General features: G+C 51.5%; 12 protein-coding genes and 8 pseudogenes. 13 read left to right on the top strand and 7 right to left on the bottom strand.

The window, feature by feature from the left end:
* Positions 1-205: 205 nt before the first annotated feature.
* Complete coding sequence (gene csrD / locus SGP1_RS01405) at positions 206-2152, bottom strand: RNase E specificity factor CsrD (RefSeq protein WP_011410019.1); 1947 nt, start codon at positions 2150-2152, stop codon at positions 206-208.
* Between the two features lie 187 nt (positions 2153-2339).
* Here csrD and SGP1_RS01400 point away from each other — a divergent pair.
* The 9 genes and pseudogenes from SGP1_RS01400 to fis form a co-directional block, all read left to right on the top strand.
* Positions 2340-2760, top strand: a pseudogene (locus tag SGP1_RS01400) (hypothetical protein); the annotation flags it as partial.
* Positions 2761-2955: 195 nt separating this feature from the next.
* Entirely contained in the window at positions 2956-3408 is a 453-nt protein-coding gene (gene aroQ / locus SGP1_RS28935; RefSeq protein ID WP_011410018.1) for a type II 3-dehydroquinate dehydratase, read from the top strand.
* Between the two features lie 21 nt (positions 3409-3429).
* Positions 3430-3864: an acetyl-CoA carboxylase biotin carboxyl carrier protein gene (gene accB / locus SGP1_RS28930; RefSeq protein ID WP_011410017.1), complete on the top strand. Its 435-nt coding sequence runs from the start codon at positions 3430-3432 to the stop codon at positions 3862-3864.
* Positions 3865-3875: 11 nt separating this feature from the next.
* Positions 3876-5225: an acetyl-CoA carboxylase biotin carboxylase subunit gene (gene accC, locus SGP1_RS01385; protein ID WP_011410016.1), complete on the top strand. Its 1350-nt coding sequence runs from the start codon at positions 3876-3878 to the stop codon at positions 5223-5225.
* Positions 5226-5384: 159 nt separating this feature from the next.
* The gene (locus SGP1_RS01380; protein ID WP_050747917.1) at positions 5385-5570 is read left to right on the top strand and encodes a YhdT family protein; all 186 of its coding nucleotides are present in this window, start codon (positions 5385-5387) and stop codon (positions 5568-5570) included.
* Between the two features lie 46 nt (positions 5571-5616).
* Positions 5617-6582 (top strand): annotated as a pseudogene (locus tag SGP1_RS01375) (sodium:solute symporter family transporter).
* 20 nt (positions 6583-6602) lie between these two features.
* Positions 6603-7484, top strand: a complete 882-nt coding sequence (gene prmA, locus SGP1_RS01370) for a 50S ribosomal protein L11 methyltransferase (RefSeq protein WP_011410015.1) — start codon at positions 6603-6605, stop codon at positions 7482-7484.
* 322 nt (positions 7485-7806) lie between these two features.
* Positions 7807-8727, top strand: a pseudogene (gene dusB / locus SGP1_RS01365) (tRNA dihydrouridine synthase DusB).
* A 23-nt stretch (positions 8728-8750) separates the two neighbouring features.
* Positions 8751-9047: a DNA-binding transcriptional regulator Fis gene (fis, locus tag SGP1_RS01360; protein ID WP_011410014.1), complete on the top strand. Its 297-nt coding sequence runs from the start codon at positions 8751-8753 to the stop codon at positions 9045-9047.
* A 270-nt stretch (positions 9048-9317) separates the two neighbouring features.
* Here the strand turns inward: fis and SGP1_RS32365 are convergent.
* Positions 9318-9509 (bottom strand): annotated as a pseudogene (locus SGP1_RS32365) (phage portal protein); the annotation flags it as partial.
* Positions 9510-9612: 103 nt separating this feature from the next.
* On the opposite strand from SGP1_RS32365, the gene SGP1_RS28920 reads away from it, so the two are divergent.
* Positions 9613-9825 carry a hypothetical protein gene (locus tag SGP1_RS28920; protein ID WP_148203330.1) on the top strand — a complete coding sequence of 71 codons (213 nt, stop codon included), beginning with the start codon at positions 9613-9615 and terminating at the stop codon, positions 9823-9825.
* A gap of 393 nt (positions 9826-10218) precedes the next feature.
* Here the strand turns inward: SGP1_RS28920 and SGP1_RS01350 are convergent, their stop codons facing one another.
* From SGP1_RS01350 to SGP1_RS01340, 3 genes and pseudogenes are all read right to left on the bottom strand, one after another.
* Positions 10219-10770, bottom strand: a complete 552-nt coding sequence (locus SGP1_RS01350; protein ID WP_011410013.1) for a hypothetical protein — start codon at positions 10768-10770, stop codon at positions 10219-10221.
* A gap of 319 nt (positions 10771-11089) precedes the next feature.
* On the bottom strand, positions 11090-11224 hold the full coding sequence (locus tag SGP1_RS34855) for a hypothetical protein (protein WP_279379427.1): 135 nt from the start codon (positions 11222-11224) through the stop codon (positions 11090-11092).
* A 137-nt stretch (positions 11225-11361) separates the two neighbouring features.
* Positions 11362-12259 (bottom strand): annotated as a pseudogene (locus SGP1_RS01340) (IS5 family transposase).
* A gap of 391 nt (positions 12260-12650) precedes the next feature.
* Between SGP1_RS01340 and SGP1_RS01335 the strand changes: the two are divergent.
* The gene (locus SGP1_RS01335; protein WP_011410012.1) at positions 12651-13130 is read left to right on the top strand and encodes an Hcp family type VI secretion system effector; all 480 of its coding nucleotides are present in this window, start codon (positions 12651-12653) and stop codon (positions 13128-13130) included.
* Between the two features lie 410 nt (positions 13131-13540).
* Positions 13541-13729: a hypothetical protein gene (locus SGP1_RS30500; RefSeq protein WP_041866520.1), complete on the top strand. Its 189-nt coding sequence runs from the start codon at positions 13541-13543 to the stop codon at positions 13727-13729.
* Positions 13730-14226: 497 nt separating this feature from the next.
* On the opposite strand, the pseudogene SGP1_RS36000 reads toward SGP1_RS30500, so the two are convergent.
* Both SGP1_RS36000 and SGP1_RS35995 read right to left on the bottom strand, forming a co-directional pair.
* Positions 14227-14463: pseudogene (locus tag SGP1_RS36000) on the bottom strand (integrase); the annotation flags it as partial.
* A 56-nt stretch (positions 14464-14519) separates the two neighbouring features.
* Positions 14520-14882: pseudogene (locus tag SGP1_RS35995) on the bottom strand (integrase); the annotation flags it as partial.
* 326 nt (positions 14883-15208) lie between these two features.
* Between SGP1_RS35995 and SGP1_RS01325 the strand changes: the two are divergent.
* Positions 15209-15853: pseudogene (locus SGP1_RS01325) on the top strand (IS5 family transposase); the annotation flags it as partial.
* Positions 15854-15987 lie beyond the last annotated feature (134 nt).

The raw sequence follows: 15987 nt of genomic DNA, 5'->3' as shown, positions 1-15987 counted from the left end.
CGTCCCCGTTAACATTCACACTTACCGAAGAAATTTCCTCTGCAGATTATTAGCCAGGCGAAGTGCGAGATTATCACTTTTTCTGACGTTCAATATGACGAATATAAGGGTCAGAATCTGGTAAATTCCTTTATTCGTGCATTGTGAGCGCCCACTAACGTGTGAGGCTGTTGAGGCGTATTGTACGTTAATTTTGCACGGACCTTTATACTAATCTCGGATCAAATCGTGAATATTTTTTTAGCAACTCTCCTAACGGCGCGATCGGTGCGAAAAAATCCCCCTCGCCCCCCGCCACGGCATTATCCAGCAAGGTTTGCCACTCGCGCACGCTGCGCACGCCGGTCGCAAAAACCCGCGTCCGGGTGCCCAGGCAAGCTTCCGGCAAACTTTGCACGAACAGCTGATTCTCCTGACGCTGGTCGATATCGCGCACCAAACCGGGATGCAGTTTGATGACCGAAATCGGTACCAGACTGATATAACCGGTACTGACCAGGGTCATCCCCGCCCGGTTGACCGTTAGCAGGCAACCGAGTCCGGCCAACAGGCGCAGCGCCGGACGTAACGGCTCCAAGTGTTGACAGAGATCAGCCTCAACAAGTTCAAACATAATTTGGCTACGCATCAATTTACCGCACTGCATAAGGGTATCGCGCAACCAGCGGCGGAAATCGCGCTGTAAGAGTGAGTCTACACTTACCGCGATAGATAACACTACACCGGGCAATTGGGACAACAGCGCGATCAGGCGTAATAGTTGCTGGCGTTCATAACGCTGCACCAGGCCAAGTTGACGCATTACCGGCAGGAATTCAGCGGCCGTCAAGGTATCTCCGCCATCATGGATACGATTGATAACCACGTAATGATCGAGCGCGCCGTCACGGCCGAAAGCGGGACGGATGAGCAATTGCGGGCCACCGCCGGCCAGCGTGTTCTCCAGCAGGGTGCGCCATTTGACATTACCCCGCGCCTGCTGCGGCACGCGGTTATCGTAGACCGACCAGCCGTTGCCCCCCTGCAGTCCTGCCTCACGGGCGGCATGTTCGGCGCTCTCCATCACCTCCACCGCCGTCTGGCCGGGGCGGTAGGCGCTTACGCCGATATGCAGCAGATCATCGCGACAGGTGGCGGGTATATCCGGTAGGATGGCCAGCGCGCCCAGCAGTTGTTGGGTCAGCGATTCCGCCTCTTTTAACGAGCGATGCGGTAGCAGAACCGCCAGATCGTCGCGGAAATAGTGCGCCAGCAACGCGTCCGGATAGCGTTTGAGTGATACCGACACTAGATTGATCAGGGCGCCGTCAATCGCCGCGGCATGGGTCGGCCCCAGCCGCTCCACCAGCCGCTCCGGGTCCGGTCGCATAATCAACAGCACCACGCCGTGGGCGCCGACATCCTGATTATCCTCAAGCTGCAGCGCCAGTTGGCTCTCGAACGACAGCCGGTTGGTCAAACCGGTACGCGCGTCCTGGGCGGCGAAAGCACGGATTAAGATATCGACCCGACTACGCTGCTCGCGCGCCTGCGCCAAATCGCGCAGCAGCCGATCAATCGCACTGCCGGTCAGAGTGGGCATTTCATCCGGCTGTTCACCTACGTTGTCCCGCTCGCCGTAGATAATGCGTCTGGCGCGTGTTTCCAGCGACTCTTGCGGCTGTATTTGCCGTCGCAGCCAGCGCAGAGCGAGGAACAAAAACACGATGATTAACCCCAGCGCCACGCTGACCGGCGCGGTTGCGCGCAGGGAATGTACATCGCTGGCCAGCGTGTCGGTGTAGGAGATAACCAACCGGTAATCAGGATGGCGCGGCAAGGGCAATTCCCGCTGCCGCTGGGTGTCGGATAACGGGTCGCCGCGCCCGTTGCCTGGCGGCAGCGCCAGGCGGTAAACCGTTTCCCCTTGGCGTTGCAGCGTCAGTTGGGTGATACCGGCGCTATCCATCGCCAGTGGCAGCCAGGGCGTCATGGAAGACAGCGGCTCGGTCAACATCAGGCGATCAAAACTGTCGGCCATTGCCGTCAACTGCCTGTCCAGGCGTTGCTGGTGTAACCTGAAATAACTCAATGCGCTGCCCGCCAGCATCAGCAGCGTCACCAGTGCACAAAACATGGCCGTCATGGCCGAGAGTCGGACGTTGAGTCGCATCCCTGAACTCCATAACAAAAGAAGGTTACCGGTATTCGTTCACGGGCTGCATTAAAAATAGCCGTTTCCGTCAGCGAATAAAAACGCAATTTATACGTCATACTGAAACCGGCACTAAAATTTTTCCGCTGGAGTCCGCCATGAAACCTTTGCCCCCTTACGCGAGGCCGACGTCACCGCCGAGGACGTGTTTTTCCAGCGCCACAAGGTATTGAAAGCGCTAGGCATTACCGCGGCTACCCTCAGCCTGTCTCCCTCGGCGCGTGCCGATCTGCTGTCATTTTTCAGTCGGGATAAGGCGGTAGAGCCGCCGCTGGGCAAGCCGCTGGACTTTACCCAACCGGCGGCGTGGCACCTGAAAACGCCGCTGACCCCAGTAGACAAGGTCACCGGTTACAATAATTTTTACGAATTCGGACTGGATAAGGCGGACCCCACCGCACACGCCGGCGGGTTAAAAACCGAGGGGTGGCAGATCCGCATCGACGGCGAGGGCGAGGGCGAGGGCGAGGGCGAGGGCGAGGGCGAGGGCGAGGGCGAGGGCGAAACCGATGACGCTGGACATGGCCGATATTTTCAAGCGGTTCGCGCTGGAAGAACGTATTTACCTCCCGCCCGAAACAGGCCATTAAAAGATATCTTCGCAGATACCGCCAGTAATTTGCTGCGAAAATCCGCGATATCATTATAATGCCTGACCCCGATGGCAAATCAGCACCGAAATGTCAGCAAAAAGATGACAAATCGTTTACCGTTGGTTATTTTCTACGTGGTAACGTAAATTGAAGGGAGATCGCCGCACAATGGCCGATAAGTTCCACATTTTGCTTCTCAATGGGCCGAACCTGAATTTGCTCGGCACCCGCGAACCGGACAAGTATGGTCATACCACGCTTGCCGACATTACCGCGGACCTGAGCGCGCTGGCCGGCAGCTTGGGGGCAGAATTCAGCCATTTTCAATCCAATGCGGAGCATGCGCTGATCGACCGTATCCATCAGGCCCGGGGCAATACCGATTTTATCGTTATCAACCCCGCGGCGTTTACCCATACCAGCGTCGCCCTGCGCGATGCGCTGTTAGCGGTAAACATCCCGTTCATTGAGATTCACCTCTCCAATGTCCATGCGCGGGAACCTTTCCGTCATCACTCCTATCTGTCCGATATTGCGATTGGCGTTATATGCGGCCTCGGCGCCGATGGGTATCACTTTGCTTTACAGACGGCGGTCAAACGCCTGTCCACATCCAATTAATTAGAGTATGGAACCCCACTCATGGATATTCGTAAGATCAAGAAACTGATTGAACTGGTTGAAGAATCCGGCATTTCCGAGCTGGAAATTTCTGAAGGTGAAGAATCGGTTCGTATCAGTCGTGCTACGGCTCAACCGGCCTATCCGATGATGCAACAGGCTTATATCCCTGCGGTGCAGCAACAGTCCGCGGCCCCGGCCGCCGTGCCCGCGACCATGAGCGGTCACATGGTGCGCTCGCCGATGGTGGGGACGTTCTACAGCACCCCTAGCCCGGATGCGAAACCTTTCGTCGAGGTCGGTCAGAAGGTCAACGTTGGCGACACCCTTTGTATCGTTGAAGCGATGAAAATGATGAACCAGATTGAATCGGACAAAGCCGGCGTGGTGAAAGCTATCCTGCTGGACAACGGTCAACCGGTTGAATTCGACGAGCCGCTGGTCGTCATCGAATAACGAGGCGCCAAATGCTAGATAAAATCGTCATCGCAAACCGCGGTGAAATTGCATTGCGTATTCTGCGCGCGTGCAAAGAACTGGGTATCAAAACCGTGGCGGTACACTCCACCGCCGACCGTGACCTGAAACATGTGCTGCTGGCCGATGAGACTATCTGCATCGGCCCACCGCCTTCGGTAAAAAGTTACCTCAATATCCCTGCAATTATCTCTGCGGCAGAAATTACCGGCTCGGTGGCTATCCACCCGGGTTACGGTTTTCTGTCCGAGAACGCCGATTTCGCCGAGCAGGTGGAACGTTCTGGCTTTATCTTTATCGGCCCGCACGCGGAAACCATTAGGCTGATGGGTGATAAAGTTTCCGCCATCAACGCGATGAAAAAAGCCGACGTCCCCTGCGTCCCCGGTTCTGACGGACCGGTCGGGGAGGATATGGATAAAAACCGCGCCATCGCTAACCGCATCGGCTATCCGGTAATCATCAAGGCTTCCGGCGGCGGCGGCGGGCGCGGGATGCGCGTGGTGCGCAGCAACAAAGAGCTGGAAGCCTCAATCCGTATGACCCGCGCCGAAGCGAAGGCCGCGTTCAATAACGATATGGTCTACATGGAGAAGTACCTGGAGAATCCGCGCCATATCGAGATCCAGGTGCTGGCGGACGGTCAGGGCAATGCGCTTTATCTCGCTGAACGCGACTGCTCCATGCAGCGCCGTCACCAGAAAGTGGTAGAAGAAGCGCCGGCCCCGACCATCACCGAGGAACTGCGCCATTTTATCGGCGAGCGCTGCGCCAAAGCCTGCGTGGAAATCGGCTATCGCGGCGCCGGTACTTTTGAATTCCTCTACGAGAACGGTGAATTTTTCTTTATCGAGATGAATACCCGTATTCAGGTAGAACATCCGGTTACCGAGATGATCACCGGGGTGGATCTTATCAAGGAGCAGTTGCGCATCGCCGCTGGACAGCCTCTCTCGTTGAAGCAGGACGAGGTGAAAGTATCCGGTCACGCGGTGGAGTGCCGTATCAATGCAGAGGATCCCACAAGCTTCCTGCCGAGTCCGGGCAAAATCACCCGCTTCCACGCGCCGGGCGGCTTGGGCGTACGTTGGGAATCGCATATTTATGCCGGTTACTCAGTACCGCCTTATTACGACTCGATGATAGGCAAGCTTATCTGCTTTGGTGAAACTCGGGACGTGGCTATCGCCCGCATGAAAAATGCGCTGGCGGAGCTGATTATCGACGGCATCAAAACCAATATCGATCTTCAGTTGAAGATTATGAACGACGAGCATTTCCAGCAGGGTGGAACCAACATCCATTATCTGGAGAAGAAGCTCGGGCTGCAGGAAACCTAAGCGCCAGGGCAATAGCCCTTACGCTTGCGCACGATACGTCAAGGCCGGTTAAACACCGGCCTTTTGCTATAACGGCGATGAACGCCCGGCAAAGCGTCCACGTGCCGTAAACGCGTGCGTTTTGCGGCAAGCGTTAACTTTTTTACGGCGAAGATCATTATGGATAAACGATTCCTTCAGGCTCATCGTGAAGCGCGATGGGCCTTCGGCCTGACCCTGGCCTATCTGGCAGCCTGGATTTTGGCGGCTTACCTGCCGGATAATGGCCCAGGTATCACTGGCCTGCCTCACTGGTTCGAGATGGCCTGTCTGTGGGTGCCGTTGCTGTTTATCGGCCTGTGCTGACTGATGGTGCGGATAATCTATCGCGATATTTCGCTGGAGGACAGCGATGCGCAGTGACGTGATAGTGCCGCTTGTAGCCTACCTTACCTGGCGCTGGTGTTCCTGCTCTCGTTGTATGCCTTCCGTCAGCGCGCACAGGGCAATTTTCTACAGGAATACTTTCTCGGCAACCGTTCAATGGGCGGTTTTGTTCTGGCGATGACCATTACCGCCACCTATATCAGCGCCAACTCTTTCATCGGCGGGCCGGGCGCCGCCTATAAATACGGTCTCGGCTGGGTGCTGTTATCGATTATTCAATTGCCGGCGGTGTGGTTATCTCTGGGCGTCTTGGGCAAAAAATTCGCCATTCTTGCCAGGAGTTATAACAAGGTCACCCTTAACGATATGCTGTTGGCCCGTTTTGGTAGCCGCTGCTGGTATGGCTTGCCAGCATCAGTCTGCTGGTGGCGTTTATCGGCGCCATGACGGTACAATTTGTCGGCGGCGCCCGCCTGCTGGAAACCGCTGCCGGCATCCCCTACGATACCGGCCTGCTGATTTTCGGCATCAGCATCGCGCTCTATACCGCCTTCGGCGGCTTTCGCGCCAGCGTGCTCAATGACGCCTTTCAAGGGCTGGTCATGCTCTTGGGCACCACCATCCTGCTGGTGGCGGTAGTGCACGCCGCCTGAAGCGCATATCGAGATTGGTCACCTTGGTATTGGGCCTGCTGCTGTTGCTGGCCGCCTGGCGTCCACCGGAAATGATTAACTGGCTAAACTTGCTGGCGTTCGGCGGAATGGAAGCGGTATTCCTCTGGCCGCTGGTACTGGGGCTTTATTGGGAATGGGCCAACGCCGCCAGCGCCATAAGCAGCATGATAATCGGCGGGGGAAGCTATGCCGCGTTGGCCGGTTTCCATCTGCAACTGGGCGGCTTTCACCCGATCGTATTGGCGCTGGCACTGAGCCTGCTGGCGGCGTTTCTGGCGGGCAACCGCTTCGAGCGCCCCGCCGCTGCCGCCGTTTAACCGTAATAATGAGAACCGCTATGCCTTGGATACAACTCAAAATCACCACCACCGGCCAACAGGCGGATACCCTAAGCGACGCGCTGACGGAAAGCGGGGCGGTGTCGGTGACCTTTCAAGATACCCACGATGTCCCCGTATATGAGCCTCTACCGGGCGAGACGCGCCTGTGGGGCGATACCGATGTCATCGGCCTGTATGACGCCGCAACTGATATAGCGACGGTTTTGGACGTACTAAAGACCCATCCGCTGCTTGGCGCCGATTTCACTTACAAAATCGAGCAGCTAGAGGATAAAGACTGGGAGCGGGAATGGATGGACAATTTTCATCCCATGCGCTTCGGCGAACGGCTGTGGATTTGCCCCAGCTGGCGCCCGGTGCCGGACCCACAGGCGGTGAATGTGATGCTCGATCCTGGCCTGGCTTTCGGTACCGGCACGCACCCGACCACCGCGCTATGCCTGCAATGGCTGGACGGTCTCGATCTGCGCGGCAAGACGGTTATCGATTTCGGCTGTGGTTCCGGCATTCTGGCCATCGCCGCCTTGAAGTTGGGCGCTGCGCACGCTGTCGGTATTGATATCGACCCGCAGGCGATTCTGGCCAGCCGCGACAACGCTCAGCGTAACGGTGTAGCGGAACTTTTGACGCTGTATCTGCCGCAACAGCAGCCGCAAGACCTGCATGCCAACGTGGTGGTGGCGAACATCCTTGCCGGGCCTCTACGCGAGCTGGCACCGCTTATCATTGATTTGCCGCTGCCGGGCGGCTATCTGGGTCTGTCGGGCATCCTGGCCAGCCAGGCCGAAAGCGTGGCACAGGCCTATGCCGCAGCCTTCTCCCTCGATCCGGTGGCCGAAAAAGAGGAGTGGTGCCGGATTACCGGCACGCGACGCTGAAAACGAATCGCACTGCTGCGGGGAGCGCGCACAACGTTAAAGACGTAATGCACCACGGCGCGAATAGTGCACGCGGCGACGGGACCCGCTTCATCTTCCGGCCCACCCTCATCGGCGGGCTGAGGAAAAAATGATAATCATACAAAATGGACTATTTTTGTTAACTTAATGTATTTATTGAGAAAAGATTAATCATTGCGGAAAAAAGACTGAAATCATTGATCGCCGGCACATAATTGTTCAAAGTTTGGCCTTTCATCTGATGAAAAAAATGCGTAATATACGCGCCCTTGCGGACACAGTATGGTCTCTCTTTTTGTCCATGCGTATTGGACACCTCCAGCTCGCTAATTGCCTGATTGCGGCTCCGATGGCCGGTGGACAGATCGCCCGTTCAGAGCCTTATGTCACGCAATGGGGGCGGGAATGACGGTTTCGGAGATGCTCTCCTCTAACCCTGAGTTGTGGCGGACCGATAAGTCGCGTTTGCGCATGGTACATAGTGATAAACCCGGTATCCAGGCGGTGAAAATCGCCGGTTGCGATCCTGCTGATATGGCCGCCGCCGCCGTCATCAACGTGGCGAACGGCGCGCAGCTGATTGATATCAACATGGGTTGCCCAGCCAAGAAAGTGAACCGTAAACTGGCGGGCTCGGCATTACTGCAATATCCGGATCTCATCAAGCAGATCCTGATCGCGGTAATGGGCGCCGGATCACCGAAATTGTGTACAAATTGCCCAATTGGCCGAAGATTGTGGTATACAGGCCATCACGATTCATGGCCGCACCCGCGCCTGCCTGTTCAACGGCAACGCGGAGTACGACAGTATTCGGGCAGTTAAGCAGTGTGTTTCCATTCCGGTTATCGCCAATGGAGACATTACTGACCCGCAGAAAGCCAGAGCGGTGCTGGATTACACAGGGGCGGACGCCCTGATGATAGGCCGCGCCGCTCAAGGAAGACCCTGGATCTTCCGGGAAATCCAGCATTATCTGGATACGGGGGAACTGCTGCTGCCGCTGCCGTTAGGCGAGGTGAAGCATTTGTTGATGGAGCATGTTAGGAAATTGCACGACTTTTATGGTCCAGGCAAGGGATTCTGCATCGCTCGTAAGCACGTGGCCTGGTCTTTACAGGCGCATGCCCCTGACAACCAGTTTAGGCGCACATTCAACGCCATAGAGGATGCCAGCGAACAGCTGGAGGCGTTGGAGGCATACTTTGCAAATCTTGCGTAATAGAAAAAAGAGCAGACAGAACTATGTTCGAACAACGCGTAAATTCTGACGTACTGACCGTTTCCACCGTTAACTCTCAGGATCAGGTAACGCAAAAACCCCTGCGTGACTCGGTAAAGCAAGCACTGAAGAACTATTTTGCTCAACTGAACGGTCAGGACGTCAACGACCTCTATGAGCTGGTACTGGCTGAAGTAGAACAGCCTTTGTTGGACATGGTCATGCAATACACCCGCGGCAATCAGACCCGCGCGGCGCAGATGATGGGCATCAACCGCGGCACCCTGCGTAAGAAATTGAAAAAATACGGCATGAACTGATAGTTTCAATATAAAAAATTGTTTTAAAGGCGTTTTATCCTCTGGTGAAGCGCCTTTTTTTATTGATGTTTATACAATGGTTGATACCTGTCCTGTTTAACGATACTGCAAGCATGAGAACAACTCGCGGCTTTTGATGGTTGTGCTGTTTTTGCTGTACCCCTGTATCAAATTGGACTCAGGCAAGCACTGACGCGGGCTGTAACGGGTACAGATAGGAGCGTACAGCTACTATCTGAAAGGTGATACAGCGCTACATCTTGCCGGCTCTCATTCGTCATCTGCCGTGCCAGAGGTCTTGACTTGAAATTCTGGTTTCCATCCCTGGCTGAATTCGTCACCCCCTTCACGCGGCAGCATCTCTTCCCGTTCACGGGCTTCATACGGGCACATCACACCCGACTTGAACCCTTTCTCATAGGCTGCGAAACGGTCGGTAGGCGTGGCGCGGAGGAGGTCAGCAGGTGGTTTTTTTCGATTTCTGTAAAGGTTACGGAAAAATTACCTGGAAAATCTGTGACGGCAACGTGCAATTTACCGACTCATGGAACGAGCGGATAACGGCATGATTGAGATTACACCGGATATGCCGATGGCGACAGCAGGCCCCAGACTTTATAAAATTGTCGTCAATAAGCAAAACAGACAGCGGCCAAATTTTCACGCGCTCCCTTTGCACATGAATATCTGGTTTCCTGTCTATGAAATCACGACAAAACTCAGGTCGCACACTTTCTGGCACAATCCTGCTGTGAAACGGCTTATTTTCTTTCCTTGACGGAGATCCCAAAACACGGCGGCCAAGAATATGAGCCAGGCACAAATGCCGGTCATAATGTCGGGAATAAATATCCTGGCGATGGTCCTAAGTTCATTGGCAGGGGGATATTACACCTGACAGGACGCGAAAATTACGATAAACACAGAAAAGAATTCATCAAGATTTGATAAATCATTCAGAGTCAGTAGCAACCAATCTTTCGTTGGCGGTGAGAACATCCTGTATCTTTTGGCAGAATCGTAAACTAAACTCCATGCAGAATGTAATAATTTTAATTAAGTTTCCCACCAGATTAACGGTGGGAATGCAAATGGAAAAGACACCCGGTTTAAGGCCCTGGGACGCGCAAAAAAATACTAGGGATGATAAACGCAGCGATGTAAAGCCCTTTCAATAAGGAGAACCAAAATCGATAGTGTGCCCATCTATTGTTTCTGAAATGATATAAATGTGCTCCAGATCATTAGCACAGGATTCCCCTTCCTTTAAGCCGACAGGCCATTTTCCGTGCAAGAATAATGAGTAATACTCCGCTATCGCTTCAAATCCTTGACTCGATTTTATCAGATAATATTGTCTGTAAAAGTCCACATCAATAAGATACTGATTTTCCAGGGCTGTATCCTTAATTTCAGATTCCTTAATTCCATTCATTTTTGCACGGCGTAACATCAGGCGTTTTGCTTCAGCCTTACTGATTTTTTCAGAAGAAAACCGGGTGATTTTCTTTGTAATCCCCCTACCGATCAACTTGTCAAAGTATTGCATGTGCTTCTCATTCACCGGGTGATCAAGCTGGAGGCTGTCAGTAATACCGCCAACAATCCTCCCATCTCTCTTAGCAGAGCAATCCGGCCCGGTATAGGGAGCCTTTAATGCCGCATGAGCAACACCTGAGCCGATGAGGGTTAAAAACAACGGTAGCAGAACGCTTTTCACCATGGGGCATTTTAAAGGTCAGAATGATGATGATAGATACAGATTCAACAGAAGCTAAAAATCATCATGGTTCAAACACTTTTTTAACGTCACGTGTTTTTATTCTTCTGTGCTGCGCTTATGATAAAGGTGAGTCAATGCCCTGTCCCATACTTAAAGCCCCATATGATGCAGATTACAGGCAATGTGGAAGTGTTATTGACCCGCCATTGGAACTCAAACCGTCGGAAATGCACGGGTTTCACCCGTCAGGATGTTGTGACGCAGCTTGTTGTTGGAGACTTTCTTGCCGTATATTGGTTCAACAGGCTGATTGCGCTTTTCATCGGTCAGCGCTTCCAGACGGGAGAGTAGCTTTTAGCGAGTTAACTTTGGCGCACAGTTCGTCGAACTGTTTGGCCTCGTCGGCGGTCAAGTTGCGTTTATCCTTAATGGCTTTATCCAGGATGATGCGCATCTGGATGTTGAGGGCGGTTATTTCTAGGCAGAGTTCAAGCCATTTTTGATGTCGTGGTTTCTCGTTAAAGTCAGTGTTGAAACGGCTTTGTTGAATAAATCAGAACTTGTGACTACGCCCCCCTAGCAGATCGATTGTTATGCGATCCGGATGCTGTTCGGCATTCCTAACAGCGTCATTTTGTTAAGCGCTTTGACCATCGCCATTGCCTCACCTACCTGCGCATCATAGTCACGCAGACTTAGATGATCGCCCATAAGCGTTTTGAACCGGAATATAGCTGTTTCAGCCACTGAGCGTCGATGATAGCCCACTTGCTTTTTCCATACATCGTTACTGCTGCTTAGACGCTGATTCGCAACGGCGTAGTTACGCTCATGGTATCGGTCTGGCCAATATTGCGCCCCACCTCGTGGAGAAATAAGAGGCCTTATTTTCTTCCTCAGCAGAGCATCATGACAGTAGCGGGTATCGTAAGCGCCATCAGCCGACGCTTCCCTGATTTTCCGCTGGGTCTGGTTTATCAGAGCGGGTAGGGCCTGAGTATCCGTCGTACCGCCGAGCGATAAGTCAGCACAGATAATCTCATGCGTTACACTGTCTGCGGCCATATGCAGCTTACGCCACACCCTCCGTCTGTCGGCACCATGCTGTCGGACTTTCCATTCGGTTCCGTCAATGACTAGAGGTGAGATTTCACCACGGGTCGGCGTTTTTATGCTGATCTTAACTGTCTTTGCTCGCTTGCTGATCAGCGAGTAGTCTGGGTATCTTAGCGGCAGTACCATCAATTTAAAAATGGCGTCAACGAAGCCCTGTAAAGCCCTTAACGAAAGGCCAAACCGCGTTTCATCATCAGAACAGTGGTGATAGCCATATCTGCGTAGTGAAGCGGCCGGCCACGCCGTTCAGGCGTTGTTCTTTCCGTCCATCAACAATTGCCGACTCATCCAGCCATATCGTCAGAGCCCCGCGCTGCTTGAGAGCTTTGTTGTAAGTGGACCAGTTGGTTATTTTAAACTTTTGCTTTGCCATGGAGTGCAGATGTTGAAATGACGGTAGTGATCTGAGCAGACGATCACCTAAAAGTTATATTTATTCAACAAAGCCTGTTGAAACGTGAAACCCGCGTTGCCTGGGGAGGCCGTTAAATCTTTTTTTTTGCATTCCACAGACATTATTTTCTGCAGCTTAATTTAACGGCCAGCGGCGGCTTACCTCTGAGTGCCACTGTTAGAGATATACATGAAATCTAGTGAAAACCCTCGTCAGAGATTATCACGAATAAGCATGGATAAAGATCATTTACCATTTCTATGCCAGGAAATTAAATAAACCCCATTATGCATTGATTTAAGTTGAATCTACAATTCCCTGTAGAATGTGTATCGTGTTTTACAACGAAAATAATGACAAGGAGTTACCTATGGCTATTCCTGCTTACCTGTGGCTGAAAGATGACGGCGGCGCAGATATTAAAGGGTTAGTTGACGTGCGGGATCGAGAGGGGAGTATTGAAATTCTCAGCTTTATGCATGGCCTGAGCATACCTACCGACAGCCACACAGGAAAACTGACTGGAACACGCATTCACAGTGAGATGGAATTTGAAAAAGAGTTCGACTCATCAAGCCCCTACCTATACAAAGCAGTATCTTCAGGGCAGACACTCAAAAGTGCTGAAATTAAATGGTATCGCATTAACCATGCTGGACAGGAAGAGGAATATTTTAATATTCTTCTCGAAGGTGTCATAGTTGTTTCTGTTAACCCCCTGATGCACAACATTAAAAGCATAGAGAATATGAATCATTTGGAATCAATCACTTTGCGTTATGCAATAATCACATGGAAATACTGTGACGGAAATATCCAGCATTCAGACTCATGGAAAGAACGCGCCTGATACATAAATAAACATGGCGTTACAACGCGCCATTTTAAACAAGGATAACATAGTAACATAGACGTATGATGTAAGAAAAAAATCCTTTGCGCGTAATGGAGAATATAAATTCAATGCAATGTATTCGGGTGCTGAAGGGTATAAGGATAATCCAGACTTCGAGAGTTATATCAAAAAGGGCTCCTTACCCAGGGGGAAATATCGGATTGGTCACCCTATGGCTAACCATCCTACTGCCGGGCGTTTTGTTCTTCGTTTTACAGCATACCCTGGCAATTGATGTTCAACCATGATGGCTTTCTTATTCATGATGACAACGGTCATGGCACGGCTTCGAATGGTTGTATCGTTGCATCTTTCAACGTCAGAAAAGAAATCGCAGATAGCGACGACAAGGAGTTAATCGTAAAATGAAAGGAAAACATTTAATACCCATCATCCTGCTTATTAGCTCCTGTTCTTTCCATCAGATGAGCACATCTGAGCAGAAGCTGTTTGACAAAGTACAGTCCGCCATTCTCACTCAAGACATGAATAAATTATCGGAGTTAGAGTATGAAAAAATCGCCACTTATATCTCAGAAGGCAAAGTTCACTGAATAGCACTCTATCCTGTTTTCAAAAACAAACCATTCTTTGGCATGACGTCATTCCAGGAATGGTTTAAACATCTTAATGGCTGATGCTCTATCTAAAAATCCGGTGTAAACGTTAAAATTTGTAGACAAACACAATGTTGATGAAATATGTGGCATTCCGTTTATTGAACCAACACATGACGAAATTTACGCCTATTATACAAAAACTTGCGCCGTTCTAATGGCACATGGTTCAGAGAGCCTGTGGGGGGCGAAGTGTTTATCCGTACTGGATAAAACCATGCACGACATTGAGACTTCCCATTCGGATGAGAGTTAATATCCATTCAATAATTCTTATTATCTGAAAATACGTCCGCTTTTTTCTCCCTGTAAATCTGGCATAAGTGATATAGTTGGGAGATTTTTATTATACAATATAGTCTATCACCAAGCTTAAAAAGATAATATTTTCACTATTGGCCGTCAGAAATCAACACGCGCCCCCTGTATTGAGTGTCCAGCTTTGCAGGCAAGTACAGACTACGATTAGAAATCGCCCTGATGCCCGGCGTTGACTGCTCCAGCAATGGCTCAACCGCATGCGGTGCGATGCCCATATTATTCCTATGCGTTGCAAGCGCGCGCCTTAAATCGTGCAATGTCCACGATCCTGCATGACACAGTTATTTATCGTTACTGCGCCCTCATTGGTTCGCGGCCTCACTCTTCTTGATAGCCCCGAGCAGATAGGCAAAATAGTTTTTTATCGTCTTATCTTCTACCAATCGGCACATACCTTTAGGGTTTCTCCAGACACTCTTTTCACCGCCTTTACTGTGTTCCTTCGGGACTGTTAGATCCCAGTCTTCCTATCCCACTCTTTTAAGAGGATAGTCCTGCCGGTTGTATGCGGCAGAAGAACACCATCACAACGCTAAGCAGGTTTGTATAATAGGGCATGAAGGAACCGCCAGCGGTCATAGCAGCCCATAAATCATCCGCCTTTTTATCGTTAAACCCTGTCTTTTTTGGCCTGCTTCTTGCCTACCTCCAGGATAGTTAAATCTTCAAGATCGGTACTAACTTCCTATCGTCGAACGCGGCAGAATTTCAAAGCCTGCTTGCACAGTTAGAACACACAGCCAGCGGCTAAAGGCGTTTGCTTTTTCATCTAGTCACAGCCGTTCCGCCGGTCTTGCAACTGAGCAGCAGGGACAGTCGTTCAATGAGATATATCCCGTGTAACCTTACTGCCTTGCAGTCCCCTACAGGGCATTAGGTCAGCGATGCTTAAGTGGCATTTCCCACTGTCGCTGTCGCACCGTGGCGTTTTTATCTCATTACTGCGTTTGCGGTTGCTGATGCGTGCCAAAAATTACCCGTCAGAGGGGCTTTGTTGAATAAATATAACTTTTAGGTGATCGTCTGCTCAGATCACTACCGTCATTTCAACATCTGCACTCCATGGCAAAGCAAAAGTTTAAAATAACCAACTAGTCGCTGATCAGCAAGCGAACAAAGACAGTTAAGATCAGCATAAAAACGCCGACCCGTGGTGAAATCTCACCTCTAGTCATTGACGGAACCGGCCTGAAGGTCTTTGGCGAAGGCGAATGGAAAGTCCGACAGCATGGTGCCGACAGACGGAGGGTGTGGCGTAAGCTGCATATGGCCGCAGACAGTGTAACGCATGAGATTATCTGTGCTGACTTATCGCTCGGCGGTACGACGGATACTCAGGCCCTACCCGCTCTGATAAACCAGACCCTGCGGAAAATCAGGGAAGCGTCGGCTGATGGCGCTTACGATACCCGCTACTGTCATGATGCTCTGCTGAGGAAGAAAATAAGGCCTCTTATTCCTCCACGAGGTGAGGCGCAATATTGGCCAGACCGATACCATGAGCGTAACTACGCCGTTGCGAATCAGCGTCTAAGCGGCAGTAACGATGTATGGAAAAAGCAAGTGGGCTATCATCGACGCTCAGTGGCTGAAACAGCGATATTCCGGTTCAAAACGCTTATGGGCGATCATCTAAGTCTGCGTGACTATGATGCGCAGGTAGGTGAGGCAATAGCGATGGTCAAAGCGCTTAACAAAATGACGCTGTTAGGAATGCCGAACAGCATCCGGATCGCATAACAATCGATCTGCTAGGGGGGGCATAGTCACAAGTTCTGATTTATTCAACAAAGCCCGTCAGAGGGTGAAAAAACTGCCACAACGACTCGACTCAATGACCCACGCCGGTTTCGGCGCAGCGGGTTGCTGTGCGT

Source organism: Sodalis glossinidius str. 'morsitans' (genome assembly GCF_000010085.1).
Lineage (GTDB): Bacteria > Pseudomonadota > Gammaproteobacteria > Enterobacterales > Enterobacteriaceae > Sodalis > Sodalis glossinidius.
The sequence above is the reverse complement of the archived record's forward strand: the minus strand, read 5'-3'. Positions and strand labels throughout refer to the sequence as shown.